A 16662-nucleotide genomic window follows, 5' to 3' on the forward strand; every position below is an offset into this window, starting at 1 on the left:
GCTACCGTTTCCAGTAGTTATCCCCCTCCATCAGGCAGTTTCCCAGACATTACTCACCCGTCCGCCGCTCGTCACCCGGAGAGCAAGCTCTCCTGTGCTACCGCTCGACTTGCATGTGTTAGGCCTGCCGCCAGCGTTCAATCTGAGCCATGATCAAACTCTTCAATTTAAGTTTGATGCTCGTGAATTAAACTTCGTAATGAATTACGTATGTTCACTCAGAGACTTGGTATTCATTTATTGTCCGAGGACGTTAAGAATCCATGTCACTTTGAGTGCCCACACAGATTGTCTGATAAATTGTTAAAGAGCAGTGCAACGCGGCTTTCGCTCACCGTTGCGAGGTGGCGTATATTACGCTTTCCTCTTTCAGAGTCAACCCGTTATTTCAGGTTTTTTTCTCTTCAACCGAACCGGCTGTTGTGTGAAGTGATTCACATCCGCCGTGTCGATGGAGGCGCATTATAGGGATCCCATTTTTTAGCACAAGTATTTTTTAGATCTTTTTTTCCGACTGCTGATTTTCCGCGCTTTTCGCTGAAATCCCGCCCGATCTGCTTAAATATTGACGTATTTTGCCTTGCCGCGATCCATTAATATGATCAAAGTCTTCTGTATAGCGCTCATTGTTAGAGGTAGATATGCCCGCAGTATTACGTCCTTATAAAGATCTGTTCCCCCAAAAAGGCGATCGCGTGATGATCGATGCCAGCAGCGTGGTGATTGGCGATGTCAGAATGGCCGATGACGTCAGCATCTGGCCGCTCGTCGCCATCAGGGGAGATGTTAACTATGTGGAGATTGGCGCCCGTACCAATATTCAGGATGGCAGCGTTCTACATGTCACGCACAAATCCTCCTATAACCCGGAGGGTAATCCCCTCATTATTGGAGAAGAGGTTACCGTCGGCCATAAGGTGATGCTTCACGGCTGTACTATCGGGAATCGCGTACTTGTTGGCATGGGGTCAATTTTGCTGGATGGCGTCATAGTAGAAGATGACGTAATGATTGGTGCCGGTAGCCTGGTCCCGCAGAACAAACGACTGGAGAGTGGCTATCTCTACCTGGGAAGCCCGGTAAAACAGATCCGCCCCCTGAAGGAGGCAGAGATCGAAGGGTTAAAATACTCGGCGAGCAACTACGTTAAATGGAAGAATGACTATTTGGATCAGGACAACCAAACCCAGCCCTGATCGTCTTCCTGCTGTTCGCAGATTAAATCGCTGGCTTCCTCTTCCAGATCCCAGCGATTTTCGCAAAATACCTCAATCGGATCTGAACCACCAAAACGACGCAACAGCGTTTCCCCATGAATGGCACAGGTCAGTTGCATGCCCTGCACCAGAACCGGGAAACAGACCGCTTGCTTACTCTCATCCCAGCTCTCTCTGTCCGGAAAATGAATAGCCTGATTCACGCCGAAAGCTCCTGCTTTAACTTTTCAATGACAGGTTCGACCGCAGGCAACACGCCATGCCAGAGCAGCACCGCATGCGCAGCCTGACCCACCAGCATTCCCAGTCCATCGGCTAACTGCTTTGCGCCGTGTTGTTCACACCAGTCAAGGAAAGGCGTCTTCCCTTTCTTATAAAACATGTCATAGAAGTAAATATGCGCGCTGACCAGAGAAGCAGGAATTGCCGGGATCTCGCCATTGATGCCGCTGGACGTGGCATTGATGACAAGATCGAACTCACGATCGGAGAGATCGTCAAGCGCTGCCGCGCTCACGCTGCCGGTATGCGCAAACAACGCCGCCAGCGCTTCCGCACGGGAAAAGGTTCTGTTGGTAATGGTCACCGAACAATCCAGTGAAAGCAGAGGCAACAGTACTCCCCGCGATGCGCCACCCGCACCAATCAGTAGGACCCGGAATCCGGGCTTAATAAACGAAAGTCGTTCCAGATCGCTAAGTAAACCAATCCCGTCGGTGTTGTCACCCAAAAGGCGTCCATCCTCAAGCCGTTTAAGGGTATTGACTGCACCAGCCAGTGAAGCACGCTCGGTCAGCTCATCCGCACGTTCGAAGGCTTCCTCTTTAAAAGGAACCGTCACATTCGCGCCTTTACCGCCCGCGGCGAAAAAAGCCTCTAGCGTTGGAATAAATGCATCCACCGGTGCCAGTACGCGACCATAGGGATGATTTATCTGCAGCTGCTTCGCAAATTGCTGATGAATCAACGGTGACTTGCTGTGTGCAATCGGATTACCAAAAACAGCATAGGTTTCCATGAGATTACCCCTGGCGAAAACGTTCGCCGGTCAAAGCGTCGCGAATTTCAGACGGGTTCAGGCGCCCTCCCGTTTCACCGACAGCGACAGGGAAGTCGGTCCCGAACTGCGCCAGTACTTCTTCGGTTGTCCGGCAAGGTGGCAATCCGGTCAGGTTGGCGCTGGTTGAGACCAGCGGTTTACCAAATGCCAGACACAGCTCAACCACCAGCGAATGGTCAGTTACGCGAACGGCGAGGGAATCAAAACGTCCGGTTAACCAGCGAGGCGTAGTCGGCTGCGCCGGGAAAACGAAGGTCACCGGGCCAGGCCACGCTGAGAAGATAGTCTCGCGCTGCGCCGGCGTCAGCATGGAATCATCGATATAGGGTTTAAGCTGCTCATAATTCGCAGCGATCAAAATCAGCCCTTTCTCGACAGGTCTTTGTTTTAAGGCAAGCAGTCGGCTCACGGCCGTCTCGCTGTCAGGATCGCAACCGACTCCAAAAACAGCTTCAGTTGGATAGGCGATGACTTCTTCTTTTTTCAGTACGTCCACGGCATGCGCAATGGAGCCTGATGGCAGGTTATTATTCACTATTTTGATCCGCCGTAACCGGCTTTCCACATTGTTTACTGGCGCAGAAGCGTTTCATGCCTTGCGCGGTTTTCTTCTCTATGAGTAGCGGATAATTGCAATGAGGGCAGGTTCCCGCTACCGGTTTAAAATTGATAACGAACTGGCATTCAGGGTATCGATCGCACGAATGGAAAGTCTTACCATACCGGGAGCGGCGCTGTACCAACTGACCGCGCTGACACTGAGGGCACGCAATTGCCGTTTCATCAGGCTTATCAATTTGTTCCGTATGCTCACATTCCGGGTAGCGGCTACATCCAATAAACATGCCGAATCGCCCCTGCCGCAGGGCTAATTCACCTCCGCAGACTGGACAATACTGCCCCTCCAGAATTTTAACGATATGTCCGTCCGCCTGGCTTTTCAGGGGACGAACATAATCACATTCCGGATAGTGTGAACAACCGAGAAACGGGCCGTGTTTCCCGGACCGAATAACAAGTTCAGCCCCGCACTGCGGGCAGGGCTCATTTTTATGCACCGTGAATAGTGCTGATTTGGCCATAACAACTCTTGGTGCTGCACATTGAATTAGTGCAGCATACCTTCATTCACTTCAAAGAGTAATTCTTCCATTTGCTGATAGGCGTTTTCACAGCCCGGGATATTAAACAGAACCATCAGGATCACCCACTTAAGATCTTCCAGTTCAAATTCTGCTGTATCCAGCGCCATGACGCGCTCTATCACCATTTCTCTCGTTTCGAGGTTCAGCACCTGAATCTGCTCAAGGAATAAGATGAACCCCCGGCAGCTGGCGTCCAGCCTTTCACACTCTTCTGCTGTATAAATGCGTACTGACAATGGGTCAGAAGCCAGCTGCATCGGTTCGGCGAGGCCTTCCTGATAATCAGCCAGTTTTTCCAGCCACATCAACGCATTATAGATATCTTCCCGCTCAAACCCCGCATCGGTAAGATCCTGTGTCAATTTGTCCTGATCCACTCGCATTTCTGCTTCGTTATGGATGTAAGTCTCAAACAAATACATCAGTACGTCGAACATGGCATGCCCTCCTTAATCGGACATAGCCGCCGGGTACAGCTGCGATCCACCCTGCTAACTCCAGTGCGAGTAGCTGTGCTACCGTTACTGGCACAGGTTGGCCGGCACGTTCAGCGACAACGTCAACAGGTGTTACCTCATCTCCTACGTTAGCCAGGAGCTTGGGAAATGGCAATGCCACCTTTCCCTGATCTGATGAATATTGTCGCTTTTCGGGATCTTCCTGCAGCCATTGCAACCCATACTGCAAATTTTCAAGAATATCTCCTACTTCCGTTACCGGCGTTGCCCCTTGCTTAATCAGCCAGTGGGGCCCCTCGCATCCTGGATTACCTATCGGACCAGGCAAGGCGAAGACTTCTCTCCCCTGTTCGAGCGCGCATCGCGCCGTGACCAGCGAACCGCTTCGGCGCGCCGCTTCAACGACCAGCACGCCTTTGCTAAGCCCGCTGATGATTCGATTACGACGCGGAAAGTTTGCCGGCCTGGGCTGCGCGGAGAGCGGAAACTCAGAAACTATCGCGCCGTCAGATTCAATAAGCCGCATCGCCAACGCCTGATGTCGGCGTGGATAAATGCTAAAAAGACCGTTCCCCAGCACCGCTACACTTCGTCCTTTAGCTGACAGCGCCGCACCGTGGGCAACGCCGTCAATACCGCAGGCCAAGCCGCTGGTGATCGTGAAACCGCTTTGTGAGAGTTGTTCGCACAGGATTTTCCCCCATCGCTCGCCGTACCATGATGGCGCACGACTGCCGACCACTGCCAATTGAACCGTATTAAGCGCCTCAGGGTTACCTTTTATGAATAACGCCCCGGGATAATCAGGGATCGTGCGAAGCAATGGGGGATAAAGGGGATGGTTGGCCGTTAATAAATGATGTCCCGGCTGCTCAAGCCACATCAGGCTACGTTCCAGCTCACTCTCATCGAGTGCAAGGAACCGTTCAGTCTGCTTCGCTGTCAGCCCGGCGTTTCTGGCCACGAGCACGTTGAGGTGTTCCTGCTTCTGCAGTCGCTCAGCCGCGTCCAGCATTACATCACCACACAGCGACCCAGTGTGTATTAGCCGTAGCCATATCTCGTTAGACGTCATCCTTTCCCCTGCCATAAGCGGCCTCCGCAATCATTGCGATTGGTCACTGATGCTGTCAATCGATGGGGGATTTGTCTAGAATAGAGGTAGTATTCTTATCAACTCCTGAACACGACTCTGGAAATTTATGGCAGTTTTGCAAGTGTTACATATTCCGGACGAGCGCCTTCGCATCGTCGCTGAACCGGTCAAAGAAGTGAATGCAGAAATCCAGCGTATCGTTGATGATATGTTCGATACCATGTACGCCGAAGAAGGCATTGGCCTTGCGGCGACGCAGGTGGACATTCACAAGCGTATAATCGTGATTGATGTTTCTGAAAATCGCGATGGCCGCCTGGTGCTGATCAACCCTGAGCTGCTCGAAAAGAGTGGCGAAACCGGTATTGAGGAAGGCTGTCTGTCTATTCCTGAACAGCGTGCGTTAGTGCCGCGAGCTGAAAAGGTGAAAATTCGCGCCCTGGATCGTGACGGTAATCCGTTCGAACTGGAAGCAGACGACCTGCTGGCAATTTGTATTCAGCATGAGATGGATCACCTGGTCGGTAAACTGTTTATCGATTATCTCTCGCCGCTGAAACAGCAGCGTATTCGACAGAAAGTAGAAAAACTGGATCGTTTGCGTTCTCGCGCATAACGTCCCCCCGGATACAAGGATCATCGTGTCTAAAACACTACGTATTATCTTCGCGGGAACCCCTGATTTTGCAGCGCGTCATCTTGACGCGCTGTTATCGTCTGGTCATCAGGTTGTTGGCGTCTTTACCCAGCCGGACCGCCCGGCAGGTCGCGGCAAAAAACTGATGCCGAGCCCGGTCAAGGTGCTGGCAGAAGAGCATGGGCTACCCGTTTTCCAGCCCGCATCGCTGCGTCCGCAGGAAAATCAGCAACTGGTTGCTGACCTGAATGCCGACGTAATGGTGGTGGTGGCTTACGGTTTAATTCTGCCAAAAGCTGTGCTTGATATGCCACGCCTGGGTTGCATCAACGTGCATGGGTCTCTGCTTCCGCGCTGGCGTGGTGCTGCACCAATCCAGCGCTCGCTGTGGGCAGGTGATGCCGAAACGGGCGTTACCATCATGAAGATGGACGTAGGTTTAGACACCGGCGATATGCTGTATAAACTGGCCTGCCCCATTACACAAGACGATACCAGCGCCACGCTGTATGACAAACTGGCAGACCTTGGCCCACAAGGCCTTATCGAGACGCTTCAGCAGCTTGCTGACAATACGGCAAAACCGGAAGTTCAGGATGACGCGCTGGTAACCTACGCCGAAAAGCTGAGCAAAGAAGAAGCGCGTATCGACTGGTCCCTTTCAGCCGCTCAGCTTGAACGCTGCATTCGCGCTTTTAATCCGTGGCCAATGAGCTGGATGGAGATTGATGAGCAGCCGGTGAAAGTCTGGAAAGCCTCCGTCACTAGCGGTACTACCACGGCTGAACCCGGCACGATTGTTGACGCCAGCAAGAACGGGATCCAGGTGGCGACTGCGCAAGGGATTTTGAATCTTGAATCGCTACAACCGGCCGGCAAGAAGGCCATGAGCGCTCAGGATCTGTTAAATTCCCGTCGTGAATGGTTTATCCCGGGCAATCGCCTTGCCTGAGCAAATTTATTCTTAAGGCCCGGTGTTTCCGGGCATTTTTATTTTTACGGTTATGAAAAAACAAAATCTACGCAGTTTGGCGGCCCAGGCCGTCGAGCAGGTTATCGAGCAGGGCCAGTCATTGAGTAACGTCCTGCCTCCCCTGCAGCAAAAAGTTTCTGATAAAGATAAAGCCCTGCTTCAGGAGCTCTGCTTTGGCGTCCTGCGCACACTCTCTCAGCTGGAGTGGCTGATTAATAAGCTGATGTCACGCCCAATGACGGGCAAGCAGCGCACCGTACATTATTTGATTATGGTGGGTTTTTATCAGCTTCTTCATACCCGCATCCCACCTCACGCCGCGCTGGCAGAGACGGTGGAAGGTGCCGTTGCGATTAAACGCCCTCAGCTGAAAGGGCTGATCAACGGCGTACTGCGTCAGTTCCAGCGACAGCAGGATGAGCTTCTGGCTGAATTTGCCCAAAACGAAGCGCGCTTCCTGCATCCGGACTGGCTGTTGAAGCGCCTGAAAAAAGCTTATCCGCAGCAGTGGCAGGACATTGCCGATGCCAACAACCAGCGTCCGCCAATGTGGTTACGCGTGAATCGTAATCACCACACCCGTGACGCATGGCTGGCATTACTCGAAGAAGCTGGAATGAGCGGCTTCACCCATGACGCATACCCTGATGCCGTGCGCTTAGCATCGCCTGCACCGGTACATGCATTGCCCGGCTTTGAAGACGGTTGGGTAACGGTACAGGATGCCTCGGCTCAGGGTTGCATGTCCTGGCTTGAACCCCAAAACGGTGAGCAGATCCTCGATCTCTGCGCCGCGCCAGGGGGCAAAACGACGCATATTCTTGAAGTGGCTCCGCAAGCCAGCGTGATGGCGGTGGACGTTGATGAGCAGCGTCTTTCACGCGTCTATGACAACCTCAAGCGCCTGGGCATGAAGGCACAGGTTAAGCAAGGCGATGGACGCAAACCCGCAGAATGGTGTGGTGAAACCCAGTTCGATCGCATTTTGCTGGATGCCCCCTGCTCTGCAACCGGCGTTATTCGTCGTCATCCGGACATCAAGTGGCTACGCCGCGATCGTGATATTAAGGAACTTGCTCAACTGCAATCCGACATTCTCGACGCCATTTGGCCGCATCTCAAGCCCGGCGGCACGCTGGTGTATGCAACCTGCTCCGTACTGCCGGAAGAAAACAGCCAGCAAATCGCGGCCTTCCTTAAACGTACCCCGGACGCGGCGCTGCGCGATACGGGAACGCCTGAACTCCCGGGTCAGCAGAATCTGCCGGGTACAGAAGAGGGTGATGGCTTCTTTTACGCTAAGCTAATCAAAGAGTGATGTTAAGAACAGGTCACGAGATATGAAGATTATCATTCTGGGCGCAGGACAGGTTGGCGGAACGCTGGCGGAAAACCTGGTTGGCGAAAACAACGACATCACCATCGTGGATACCAACGGCGATCGCCTGCGAGTTTTGCAGGACAAATTTGATCTGCGCGTTGTGCAGGGCCATGGTTCGCACCCGCGCGTCCTTCGTGAGGCGGGCGCTGACGATGCCGACATGCTGGTTGCGGTAACCAGTTCTGACGAAACTAATATGGTGGCCTGTCAGGTGGCCTACTCGCTTTTCAACACGCCAAACCGAATTGCGCGTATTCGCTCTCCGGACTATGTTCGTGATGCTGAAAAACTGTTTAATTCCGAAGCAGTCCCCATTGACCACCTCATCGCGCCAGAACAACTGGTTATCGACAATATCTATCGTCTGATCGAATATCCGGGCGCCCTGCAGGTGGTGAACTTTGCCGAGGGTAAAGTGAGCCTGGCAGTGGTTAAGGCCTATTATGGTGGACCATTGATCGGCAATGCGCTTTCCACCATGCGCGAGCACATGCCGCATATTGATACGCGCGTCGCAGCCATTTTCCGTCACGACAGGCCAATTCGCCCGCAAGGTTCCACGATTGTCGAAGCCGGTGATGAGGTCTTCTTTATTGCGGCCTCACAGCATATTCGTGCGGTGATGAGTGAACTTCAGCGTCTCGAAAAACCCTATAAACGCATTATGCTGGTCGGCGGCGGCAATATCGGTGCCGGTCTGGCACATCGGCTGGAAAAAGATTACAGCGTTAAGTTGATCGAGCGCGATCAACAGCGTGCTGCTGAACTGGCGGAAAAACTGCAAAATACGATCGTATTTTATGGTGATGCGTCGGATCAGGAGTTGCTGGCTGAAGAGCATATCGATCAGGTTGATCTCTTTATTGCCGTCACAAACGACGACGAGGCGAATATAATGTCCGCCATGCTCGCGAAGCGCATGGGGGCTAAAAAAGTCATGGTGCTTATTCAGCGCAAGGCGTATGTCGATCTGGTTCAGGGCAGCGTTATTGATATTGCCATTTCCCCTCAGCAGGCGACAATTTCCGCGCTTCTAAGCCATGTTCGTAAAGCGGATATTGTCGGAGTGTCATCGCTCCGCCGTGGCGTAGCGGAAGCCATTGAAGCCGTGGCTCATGGAGATGAAACGACGTCACGAGTCGTCGGCCGCTCGATCGACGAAATTAAACTGCCACCAGGCACGATTATCGGCGCCGTTGTGCGCGGGAATGATGTCATGATTGCCAATGATAATTTACGGATTGAGCAAGGCGATCACGTTATTATGTTCCTAACCGATAAAAAGTTTATTACCGACGTCGAACGTTTATTCCAGCCAAGTCCATTCTTCCTTTAAAGAATTGGGTGCTCGAGAAAGAGCACCCTTACTTTATCCTTTTCATTTCTGTGCCTTTTATTTTTCATAATGTTTAATTATCCCGAATGGCAATTGGCTAATGATTTGTTAAACTTAAACTCGTCAGCTGGCACAAGGAGAGAACAATGAGTTTTATTAAAGAATTTCGCGAATTTGCGATGCGCGGGAACGTGGTGGATTTGGCAGTGGGTGTCATTATTGGTGCGGCATTCGGCAAAATTGTTTCATCATTAGTGGCCGACATTATCATGCCACCCTTAGGGTTGTTAATCGGCGGCATTGATTTCAAACAGTTCGCTTTCACGCTGCGTGAAGCGCAGGGTGATATCCCGGCAGTCGTGATGCACTACGGCGTATTTATTCAGAACGTATTTGATTTTGTGATTGTCGCATTTGCCATATTTATGGCCATCAAGCTGATCAACAGGCTCAACCGTAAAAAAGAAGAGCCGGCTGCAGCACCTGCGCCAACGAAAGAAGAAGTGCTGTTAAGTGAGATCCGCGATCTGTTAAAAGAGCAGAATAACCGCGTCTAATCAATAGATAAAAGCAGGAAGGCCAGTGGCAAATAAGCGATTCGCTTGCTTGCCACTGGCCTCCCAGTTACCCCGTTTTTCATGTTTGTCTTTACGCAGATAACTTCCTTTCCCTTTTTTATTCTTCTCAACGCGCTGCCTGAATAACGGGTCGTGAAGTAACGCCTCAAAGGCATTGTCTTTAATTTGTCCTTTCGTGTGCTGATAGCGGCTCATAATGTCTCCAGAGCAGGGTTTATGACGACGGGAGTCTAGACCCGGTTGAACTAAAAATCAACAGCCCTGAGTTTCTCCACTCGCTCCCTGTTCCAGGGCTTCGAGAATTGAACAGTAAATACTGCTGTGGGCCGTGCCACAGCAGGCGTCATTCAGCCTTTGTAGGGAGCGCTGCATGGTTTGCAGCTCCTGTATGCGCGCTTCAACTTCATCCAGCCGGGCCTGCACAATGCTTTTAGATTCCTGGCAGGTGTGATGTGACGGATCGATGCGGATCGATAATAACTCGCGGATCGAATCCAGCGTGAAGCCGAGCTGACGCGCATAACGAATAAACCGCAGGCGCTGCAGATCGTTATCGGTATAAAGTCGAAAGCCACCTTCAGTACGAACTTCATGATCGATCATCTGCTGCTTTTCGTAATATCGGATAGTATCCGGCGTAACGTTCGCAAGCTTCGCAAGTTCACCGATACGGTACATAACTACTCCTCGTTCATTTTCTGCATCAACCTATCACCGTATTCACCGTGCAGAAAATCAGTGTTCATCCCAGCCTGGCGTAGCTTGAGTTCAAGCAGGGCGAGATGGCGGCTAAGTTCAGAAAGTCGTGGATCGTCATGGCGGATCCCACTGAGAAGATCGGCCAGTTCAACGGCCTCTCTGCGCTGTTCGAGCTCCGGGGGGAGACAGCCCGCATTTTTAAGTAAACGGTATCCGGCCCGTAATTCAGGCGCAATGTGCGAATCATCGTCAAGCACAAGGGGTTCGCCGCTCCCCGGGAGATCGTCGAATTCACCTTTATTTTGAGCATCACGGATATGGCGTTCTGCCCACTGATCGAGCAACCACATTATCAGCTCCAGGGGATGAACAGAATTAATACAGACATTGTAGAGAAGCGTGGGTATCGCGGATATAAAAAAACCCGCCGGAGCGGGTTTTTTTACGTTACTGCAGATTACTCTGCAGCAGCTTCTGCTTTCTCTGAACGATCAACAAGCTCGATGTAAGCCATCGGCGCGTTGTCGCCTGCACGGAAACCACACTTCAGAATGCGAGTGTAACCACCGGCACGGCTCGCGAAACGCGGGCCCAGTTCGTTAAACAGTTTTGCCACGATCTCGTTATCACGAGTACGGGCGAATGCCAGACGACGATTAGCAACGCTGTCAGTCTTGGCAAGAGTAATCAGCGGCTCAACTACGCGACGCAGCTCTTTCGCTTTAGGCAGGGTCGTCTTGATGATCTCATGACGAACCAGTGAACCTGCCATGTTGCGGAACATAGCCTGGCGATGGCTGCTGTTGCGGTTCAGTTGACGACCACTCTTACGATGGCGCATGACCTTATCCTTCTCAGTAAAACCTTAACCTGTGATCCGGTTACTCGTCAGCAATGCTTGCCGGTGGCCAGTTTTCCAAGCGCATGCCCAGAGACAGACCACGTGAAGCCAGCACGTCTTTAATCTCAGTAAGAGATTTTTTACCCAGGTTCGGCGTTTTCAGCAACTCAACCTCGGTACGCTGTACCAGATCACCGATATAGTGGATAGCTTCTGCCTTGAGGCAGTTAGCAGAGCGGACAGTCAATTCGAGATCGTCAACAGGGCGCAGCAGGATCGGATCGAATTCTGGTTTCTCTTCTTTCACTTCCGGCTGACGTACATCACGTAAGTCAACGAAAGCTTCCAGTTGTTCTGCCAGGATGGTCGCCGCACGACGAATCGCCTCTTCAGGATCGATTGTGCCGTTGGTTTCCATTTCGATGACCAGCTTGTCCAGGTCGGTACGCTGTTCTACACGCGCTGCTTCAACATTGTAGGCAATACGCTCTACAGGGCTGTAGCATGCGTCGACCAGCAGACGGCCGATTGGGCGCTCATCTTCTTCCGAATGAATTCGGGCAGAAGCCGGCACATAACCACGACCGCGCTGAACTTTGATACGCATACTAATAGCTGCGTTCTCATCGGTCAGGTGGCAGATCACGTGCTGCGGCTTGACGATTTCAACATCACCGTCGTGGGTGATGTCGGCTGCAGTCACAGGGCCAATGCCAGATTTATTCAGAGTAAGAATAACTTCATCTTTACCCTGAACTCTCACCGCCAGCCCTTTCAGGTTGAGCAGGATTTCAAGGATATCTTCCTGAACGCCTTCTTTGGTGCTGTACTCATGAAGTACACCATCAATCTCAACCTCGGTCACCGCGCAACCCGGCATCGATGAGAGCAGAATACGGCGCAGTGCGTTACCCAGAGTATGGCCAAAGCCACGCTCTAAAGGCTCAAGGGTCACCTTGGCGTGCGTCGAACTCACTTGCTCGATATCTACCAGGCGCGGTTTTAGAAACTCTGTCACAGAACCCTGCATTGTGTCCTCTCTTTGGTACTAAGCTTTACTTGGAGTAAAGCTCGACGATCAGGTGTTCGTTAATGTCCGCAGACAGATCAGAACGTTCTGGCTGACGCTTGAACGTACCTTCCATCTTGCCAGCATCAACTTCCAGCCAGGTTGGCTTTTCACGCTGCTCAGCCAGCTCCAGAGCGGCCTTCACGCGAGATTGCTTTTTCGCTTTCTCACGAATGCTAACAACGTCATTCGCTTTAACCTGATAAGAAGCGATGTTAACAACACGACCGTTTACCATGATTGCTTTGTGGCTAACCAGCTGACGTGATTCAGCACGAGTAGCGCCGAAGCCCATACGGTATACAACGTTGTCCAGACGACCTTCCAGCAGAGCCAGCAGGTTTTCACCTGTGTTGCCTTTCAGACGTGCTGCTTCTTTATAGTAGTTACGGAACTGACGCTCCAGCACACCGTACATACGGCGAACTTTTTGCTTTTCACGCAACTGCACACCATAGTCAGACAGACGCGGTTTACGCGCACCGTGCTGGCCAGGAGCTTGTTCAATTTTACACTTGGTATCGATCGCGCGAACGCCAGACTTAAGGAATAAGTCGGTGCCCTCACGACGGCTCAGCTTGAGCTTAGGACCCAAATATCTTGCCATTTTCTATCTCCAACTAACCTAAAAAACGGAGCGTTATACGCGACGTTTTTTCGGCGGACGACAACCGTTATGAGGGATCGGAGTCACATCAGTAATATTCGTGATGCGGAAACCAGCGGCGTTCAGAGCGCGAACAGTAGATTCACGACCCGGACCCGGACCTTTAACCATAACTTCCAGATTCTTGATGCCGTATTCTTTTACGGCTTCTGCGCAACGCTCTGCTGCAACCTGAGCTGCGAACGGAGTGGATTTGCGAGAACCACGGAAACCGGAACCACCGGCTGTTGCCCAACCCAATGCGTTACCCTGACGATCAGTAATAGTAACGATGGTGTTGTTGAAAGAAGCATGGATATGAGCCACGCCGTCAGAGACTTGTTTTCTTACACGTTTACGTGCACGAACTGGTGCCTTTGCCATTATTCAATCACCCCGATTATTTCTTGATCGGTTTGCGCGGACCCTTACGGGTACGTGCGTTGGTCTTAGTACGCTGACCGCGCACTGGCAGACCACGACGATGACGCAAACCGCGATAGCAACCAAGATCCATCAGGCGCTTGATGCTCATGCTGATTTCACGGCGCAGATCACCTTCAACGACAAATTTGGCAACTTCGTCACGCAGCGTGTCGATTTGTTCTTCAGACAGCTCACTGATCTTAACATCTTCAGCGATACCCGCTGCAGCCAGAATGGCTTTAGAACGGGTCTTGCCGACGCCGTAGATCGAAGTTAATGCGATCACAGCATGTTTCTGATCAGGAATGTTAATGCCTGCTATACGGGCCACTATGCACTCCTACTATTTAATATGTACGCACCATGCTGAAAAGCCCGTTTTCAGGATACTCAAATGGAAACGTACAGACATACAAAAGATTGGCTGGCTAATCTAGCCAGCTCAACCCAACTTTGCAAGAAAAATATGCGAAATAATCAGCCTTGGCGCTGTTTATGCTTCGGCTCGGCACTGCAAATCACACGGATGACACCATCACGCTTAACGATTTTGCAGTTACGGCATAATTTCTTGACGGAAGCACGAACTTTCATTTTTACTCTCCGTAACTTCTCAGGCGACCATTTAGCGGCCGTAGCCTTTCAGGTTCGCCTTCTTCAATGCAGACTCGTACTGACTGGACATCATCAGAGTTTGCACTTGAGCCATAAAGTCCATAATCACGACAACAACGATAAGCAGTGAGGTCCCACCGAAGTAGAACGGTACTTTCATTGCATCACGCATGAACTCCGGGATCAGGCAGATAAAAGTAATATAAAGCGCACCGACCAAAGTCAGGCGAGTCATTACTTTATCGATATACTTCGCCGTTTGCTCTCCCGGACGAATTCCTGGTACAAATGCACCGGACTTCTTCAGGTTATCTGCTGTTTCACGCGGGTTAAAGACCAACGCCGTGTAGAAGAAACAGAAGAAGATGATCGCAGACGCATAGAGTAACACATAAAGTGGTTGCCCAGGCTGCAAATACAGCGAAATTGTTGTCAGCCAGTTCCAACCAGTACCGCCCCCGAACCATGACGCGATGGTCGCCGGGAACAGAATAATACTGGAAGCGAAGATAGCCGGGATAACCCCCGCCATGTTCACTTTCAGCGGTAAATGTGTGCTCTGTGCAGCATAGACACGACGACCCTGCTGACGTTTAGCGTAGTTCACCACAATGCGGCGTTGACCACGTTCAACGAAGACAACAAAGAACGTCACTGCAAATACTAATACTGCAACCAACAGCAACAGGAGGAAGTGCAGGTCGCCTTGACGCGCTTGCTCGATAGTATGGGCGATGGCTGGCGGGAGGCCCGCAACAATACCAGCGAAGATAATGATTGAGATACCGTTACCGATACCTCGCTCAGTAATCTGTTCGCCGAGCCACATCAGGAACATCGTCCCTGTGACCAGACTTACAACAGCGGTGAAGTAGAATGCAAAGCCCGGGTTTAACACCAGGCCCTGCATACCAGGCATATTCGGCAGACCGGTAGCAATACCGATCGACTGGAATATTGCCAGCACCAGAGTACCGTAACGGGTGTACTGACTAATCTTACGACGTCCAGACTCCCCTTCTTTCTTCAACTCTGCCAGGGCCGGATGAACGACCGTCAGCAGCTGGATAATAATAGATGCCGAAATGTACGGCATAATACCCAATGCAAAGATAGAAGCACGGCTGAGAGCACCACCAGAGAACATGTTGAACATTTCAATGATGGTGCCTCGCTGTTGCTCAAGCAGTTTGGCAAGTACAGCGGCATCGATACCAGGGATCGGAATAAAAGAGCCAATACGGAACACAATCAGCGCGCCGATAACAAACAGCAGTCTGCGTTTCAGCTCGCCAAATCCACCTTTGGCACTTTGAAAATCTAATCCCGGTTGCTTAGCCATCTGCTACTTATTCCTCAATTTTACCGCCAGCAGCTTCGATAGCAGCACGAGCACCTTTAGTAACACGCAGGCCACGAACAGTTACCGGAGTAGAAACTTCACCAGCCAGGATCACTTTCGCGAACTCGATCTGGATACCGATAATGTTTGCTGCTTTCAGCGTGTTCAGGTCTACAACGCCGCCTTCAACTTTCGCCAGGTCAGACAGACGGATTTCCGCTGTGATCGCTGCTTTGCGAGAGGTGAAGCCGAACTTCGGCAGACGACGGTACAGTGGCATCTGGCCACCCTCGAAACCGCGACGTACGCCACCGCCAGAACGAGAGTTCTGACCTTTGTGACCACGACCACCGGTTTTGCCGAGGCCAGAACCGATACCACGACCCAGGCGTTTACCCGCCTTTTTAGAGCCTTCGGCCGGAGACAGAGTATTTAAACGCATCTCTTACTCCTCAACTTTAACCATGAAGTAAACCGCGTTGACCATACCACGAACAGCAGGAGTATCCTCGCGCTCAACGGTATGACCAATACGACGCAGACCCAGGCCAAGCAGCGTTGCCTTGTGTTTCGGCAGACGACCGATTGCACTGCGGGTTTGAGTGATTTTAATAGTCTTTGCCATGGTCAATTACCCCAGAATTTCTTCAACGGATTTACCACGCTTGGCAGCGACCATTTCTGGAGAATTCATATTTTCCAGGCCATCAATAGTTGCACGAACCACGTTGATCGGGTTGGTGGAACCATATGCTTTGGCCAGAACGTTATGAACCCCAGCAACTTCCAGAACGGCGCGCATTGCACCACCGGCGATGATACCGGTACCTTCTGAAGCTGGCTGCATGAATACACGAGAACCCGTGTGAACACCTTTAACTGGGTGTTGCAGGGTACCGTTGTTCAGCGCGACGTTAATCATATTGCGACGGGCTTTTTCCATCGCTTTCTGGATCGCTGCTGGAACTTCACGCGCTTTACCGTAACCAAAACCAACGCGACCGTTACCATCGCCTACTACAGTCAGAGCTGTGAAGGAGAAAATACGACCACCTTTAACGGTTTTAGATACGCGGTTTACCGCGATCAGCTTTTCCTGCAGTTCGCCAGCCTGTTTTTCGATGTGAGCCATCTTACACCTCT

The 16662-nt window shown here is 51.5% G+C and carries 25 protein-coding genes and 1 rRNA gene; 6 read left to right on the forward strand and 20 right to left on the reverse strand.

The features are described from left to right. Positions 1 to 169: ribosomal RNA gene (locus LA04_RS19630) — 16S ribosomal RNA — on the reverse strand; the annotation flags it as partial. Between the two features lie 472 nt (positions 170 to 641). Here LA04_RS19630 and LA04_RS19635 point away from each other — a divergent pair. Then, positions 642 to 1196: a gamma carbonic anhydrase family protein gene (locus tag LA04_RS19635; protein ID WP_047652850.1), complete on the forward strand. Its 555-nt coding sequence runs from the start codon at positions 642 to 644 to the stop codon at positions 1194 to 1196. On the opposite strand, the gene LA04_RS19640 is transcribed toward LA04_RS19635, so the two are convergent. The 6 genes from LA04_RS19640 to dprA are packed head-to-tail and all read right to left on the reverse strand — an operon-like array spanning position 1172 to position 4955. Continuing rightward, positions 1172 to 1420, reverse strand: coding sequence for a DUF1488 domain-containing protein (locus LA04_RS19640; protein ID WP_047652851.1), 249 nt, complete (start codon positions 1418 to 1420; stop codon positions 1172 to 1174). The two genes, LA04_RS19635 and LA04_RS19640, sit on opposite strands and share 25 nt — an antisense overlap. After that, entirely contained in the window at positions 1417 to 2235 is an 819-nt protein-coding gene (gene aroE / locus LA04_RS19645) for a shikimate dehydrogenase (RefSeq protein ID WP_047652853.1), read from the reverse strand. The genes LA04_RS19640 and aroE overlap by 4 nt, the downstream gene beginning before the upstream one ends. A 4-nt stretch (positions 2236 to 2239) precedes the next feature. Further along, positions 2240 to 2812, reverse strand: a complete 573-nt coding sequence (tsaC, locus tag LA04_RS19650; RefSeq protein WP_047652854.1) for an L-threonylcarbamoyladenylate synthase type 1 TsaC — start codon at positions 2810 to 2812, stop codon at positions 2240 to 2242. Beyond that, entirely contained in the window at positions 2805 to 3359 is a 555-nt protein-coding gene (locus LA04_RS19655) for a DNA topoisomerase family protein (protein ID WP_047652855.1), read from the reverse strand. Before LA04_RS19655 ends, tsaC begins: the two co-directional genes overlap by 8 nt. Before the next feature lie 26 nt (positions 3360 to 3385). Beyond that, entirely contained in the window at positions 3386 to 3859 is a 474-nt protein-coding gene (gene smg / locus LA04_RS19660; RefSeq protein ID WP_008503477.1) for a DUF494 family protein Smg, read from the reverse strand. Further along, positions 3831 to 4955 (reverse strand): DNA-protecting protein DprA, encoded by a 1125-nt coding sequence (gene dprA / locus LA04_RS19665; RefSeq protein WP_047652963.1) that lies wholly within the window; start codon positions 4953 to 4955, stop codon positions 3831 to 3833. The genes smg and dprA overlap by 29 nt, the downstream gene beginning before the upstream one ends. Positions 4956 to 5082: 127 nt before the next feature. Between dprA and def the strand changes: the two genes are divergently transcribed. From def to mscL, 5 genes are all read left to right on the forward strand, one after another. Then, complete coding sequence (gene def, locus LA04_RS19670; RefSeq protein ID WP_008503479.1) at positions 5083 to 5592, forward strand: peptide deformylase; 510 nt, start codon at positions 5083 to 5085, stop codon at positions 5590 to 5592. 25 nt (positions 5593 to 5617) lie between these two features. Beyond that, positions 5618 to 6565, forward strand: a complete 948-nt coding sequence (gene fmt, locus LA04_RS19675) for a methionyl-tRNA formyltransferase (RefSeq protein ID WP_047652856.1) — start codon at positions 5618 to 5620, stop codon at positions 6563 to 6565. A gap of 52 nt (positions 6566 to 6617) precedes the next feature. Continuing rightward, a complete protein-coding gene (rsmB, locus tag LA04_RS19680) occupies positions 6618 to 7904 on the forward strand; it encodes a 16S rRNA (cytosine(967)-C(5))-methyltransferase RsmB (RefSeq protein WP_047652964.1) in 1287 nt (428 codons plus the stop codon). Between the two features lie 22 nt (positions 7905 to 7926). Beyond that, positions 7927 to 9303: a Trk system potassium transporter TrkA gene (trkA, locus tag LA04_RS19685; RefSeq protein ID WP_008503482.1), complete on the forward strand. Its 1377-nt coding sequence runs from the start codon at positions 7927 to 7929 to the stop codon at positions 9301 to 9303. Positions 9304 to 9449: 146 nt separating this feature from the next. Beyond that, entirely contained in the window at positions 9450 to 9860 is a 411-nt protein-coding gene (gene mscL, locus LA04_RS19690) for a large-conductance mechanosensitive channel protein MscL (protein WP_028014631.1), read from the forward strand. On the opposite strand, the gene LA04_RS19695 is transcribed toward mscL, so the two are convergent. From LA04_RS19695 to rpsE, 13 genes are all read right to left on the reverse strand, one after another. Continuing rightward, entirely contained in the window at positions 9861 to 10076 is a 216-nt protein-coding gene (locus tag LA04_RS19695; RefSeq protein WP_047652857.1) for an alternative ribosome-rescue factor A, read from the reverse strand. It abuts the gene before it with no gap. Between the two features lie 57 nt (positions 10077 to 10133). After that, on the reverse strand, positions 10134 to 10559 hold the full coding sequence (gene zntR, locus LA04_RS19700) for a Zn(2+)-responsive transcriptional regulator (protein ID WP_047652858.1): 426 nt from the start codon (positions 10557 to 10559) through the stop codon (positions 10134 to 10136). A gap of 2 nt (positions 10560 to 10561) precedes the next feature. After that, complete coding sequence (locus LA04_RS19705; protein WP_047652859.1) at positions 10562 to 10930, reverse strand: DUF1992 domain-containing protein; 369 nt, start codon at positions 10928 to 10930, stop codon at positions 10562 to 10564. A 107-nt stretch (positions 10931 to 11037) separates the two neighbouring features. Then, positions 11038 to 11421, reverse strand: coding sequence for a 50S ribosomal protein L17 (gene rplQ / locus LA04_RS19710; protein ID WP_001216368.1), 384 nt, complete (start codon positions 11419 to 11421; stop codon positions 11038 to 11040). A gap of 40 nt (positions 11422 to 11461) precedes the next feature. Further along, complete coding sequence (locus LA04_RS19715) at positions 11462 to 12451, reverse strand: DNA-directed RNA polymerase subunit alpha (RefSeq protein WP_002919219.1); 990 nt, start codon at positions 12449 to 12451, stop codon at positions 11462 to 11464. Positions 12452 to 12476: 25 nt separating this feature from the next. Then, entirely contained in the window at positions 12477 to 13097 is a 621-nt protein-coding gene (rpsD, locus tag LA04_RS19720; RefSeq protein ID WP_004868345.1) for a 30S ribosomal protein S4, read from the reverse strand. A 33-nt stretch (positions 13098 to 13130) separates the two neighbouring features. Next, entirely contained in the window at positions 13131 to 13520 is a 390-nt protein-coding gene (rpsK, locus tag LA04_RS19725) for a 30S ribosomal protein S11 (RefSeq protein ID WP_003863312.1), read from the reverse strand. 16 nt (positions 13521 to 13536) lie between these two features. Further along, positions 13537 to 13893 (reverse strand): 30S ribosomal protein S13, encoded by a 357-nt coding sequence (rpsM, locus tag LA04_RS19730; RefSeq protein ID WP_003863308.1) that lies wholly within the window; start codon positions 13891 to 13893, stop codon positions 13537 to 13539. A gap of 146 nt (positions 13894 to 14039) precedes the next feature. After that, positions 14040 to 14156 (reverse strand): 50S ribosomal protein L36, encoded by a 117-nt coding sequence (gene rpmJ / locus LA04_RS19735; RefSeq protein ID WP_000868187.1) that lies wholly within the window; start codon positions 14154 to 14156, stop codon positions 14040 to 14042. Between the two features lie 31 nt (positions 14157 to 14187). Continuing rightward, on the reverse strand, positions 14188 to 15519 hold the full coding sequence (secY, locus tag LA04_RS19740) for a preprotein translocase subunit SecY (protein WP_003863305.1): 1332 nt from the start codon (positions 15517 to 15519) through the stop codon (positions 14188 to 14190). Between the two features lie 7 nt (positions 15520 to 15526). Next, positions 15527 to 15961, reverse strand: a complete 435-nt coding sequence (rplO, locus tag LA04_RS19745; protein WP_003863304.1) for a 50S ribosomal protein L15 — start codon at positions 15959 to 15961, stop codon at positions 15527 to 15529. A 3-nt stretch (positions 15962 to 15964) separates the two neighbouring features. After that, the gene (gene rpmD / locus LA04_RS19750) at positions 15965 to 16144 is read right to left on the reverse strand and encodes a 50S ribosomal protein L30 (protein WP_003863301.1); all 180 of its coding nucleotides are present in this window, start codon (positions 16142 to 16144) and stop codon (positions 15965 to 15967) included. Positions 16145 to 16150: 6 nt separating this feature from the next. Continuing rightward, positions 16151 to 16651 carry a 30S ribosomal protein S5 gene (gene rpsE, locus LA04_RS19755; RefSeq protein WP_003863299.1) on the reverse strand — a complete coding sequence of 167 codons (501 nt, stop codon included), beginning with the start codon at positions 16649 to 16651 and terminating at the stop codon, positions 16151 to 16153. Positions 16652 to 16662: the final 11 nt, after the last annotated feature.

The sequence above is a fragment of the Enterobacter sp. UCD-UG_FMILLET genome (assembly GCF_000762975.1).
Classification (GTDB): domain Bacteria; phylum Pseudomonadota; class Gammaproteobacteria; order Enterobacterales; family Enterobacteriaceae; genus Enterobacter; species Enterobacter dykesii.